Annotated in this window: 1 protein-coding gene; it reads left to right on the plus strand. The window is 45.8% G+C overall.

The annotated features are described in order from the left end of the window. On the plus strand, positions 1 to 970 hold a 970-nt coding region (gene rseP / locus COT43_06260; protein PIS28505.1), incomplete at its 5' end, for an RIP metalloprotease RseP. Positions 971 to 1,049 lie beyond the last annotated feature (79 nt).

Genomic DNA, 1,049 nt, shown 5'->3' on the forward strand with positions numbered 1-1,049 from the left:
TGTCGAAGTGTTTTCGCTCGGTTTTCCGCCGCGCCTGATCGGTAAAAAGGTCGGCGACACCGACTATTGTATCTCCGCCGTTCCGCTGGGCGGATATGTGAAAGTCACCGGCGTGGTTGACGAGAGCATGGATATTGAAGGTGCAAAGAGTGCCGAGTCGTGGTCGTACGGATCGAAGAAGACATGGCAAAAGTTGCTTTTTATTGTCGGGGGTGTGCTGTTTAACATGCTTCTCGCTTTTATTATTTTTTCCATCTTAACAGCGAGTTCTGGTGTTTTCGATCCCAGTCCGGAGGCAATCGTCGAGACCATCATTCCGAATTTCCCGGCGGATTCGGTTGGAATTCAGAGCGGCGATAAAATCGTTTCAATCAATGGAATAAAAGTTACCGCATGGAAGGATATGACCGATCTCATTTATGCGCATCCGAACAGCGTTATCCAAATAGCATGGGAAAGAAGCGGTGTCGTTCATCAAAAATCTCTGAAGACGATTTCCAATAAAGTTCTGAAAGGGAGCCGCTTCGTCGATGTCGGTATGATCGGCATCAGCCCGAAATTTACACATAGGAATGCCAGCGTTTGGGAATCGATTACATCTGGAGCAAACAATACCTGGTACTGGCTGAAAATCACCGTTGTCTCGCTAAAAATGGTCGCAACAGGTGAAGAGTCGATCCGAAATCTCGGCGGACCGATTTTCATCGCAAAATTAGCCGGGCAGTCAGCTAAATCAGGACTCGGTTCGCTGTTTGGACTGATGGCGATCATCAGTGTAAACCTTGCGCTGATCAATATTCTGCCCATCCCGGCGCTCGATGGCGGGCATTTGGTCGTGATATTAATAGAAGCTGTCATTCGAAAACCTTTGTCGATCAATGCGAAATTGCGGATTCAGCAAGTTGGATTGGCACTTATTTTAATGCTGACGGCACTCGTTTTTTATAATGACATTACACGTCTGTTTTAATTCATCGGAAATAATAGTTCGCTAAGCCGATTCTTTTGGGTGTATAAAAACCCAGAAGAAATAAATTTACTTTTTAGGT

It is taken from the genome of Candidatus Marinimicrobia bacterium CG08_land_8_20_14_0_20_45_22, assembly GCA_002774355.1.
Taxonomy (GTDB): domain Bacteria; phylum Fidelibacterota; class UBA2242; order UBA2242; family UBA2242; genus 0-14-0-20-45-22.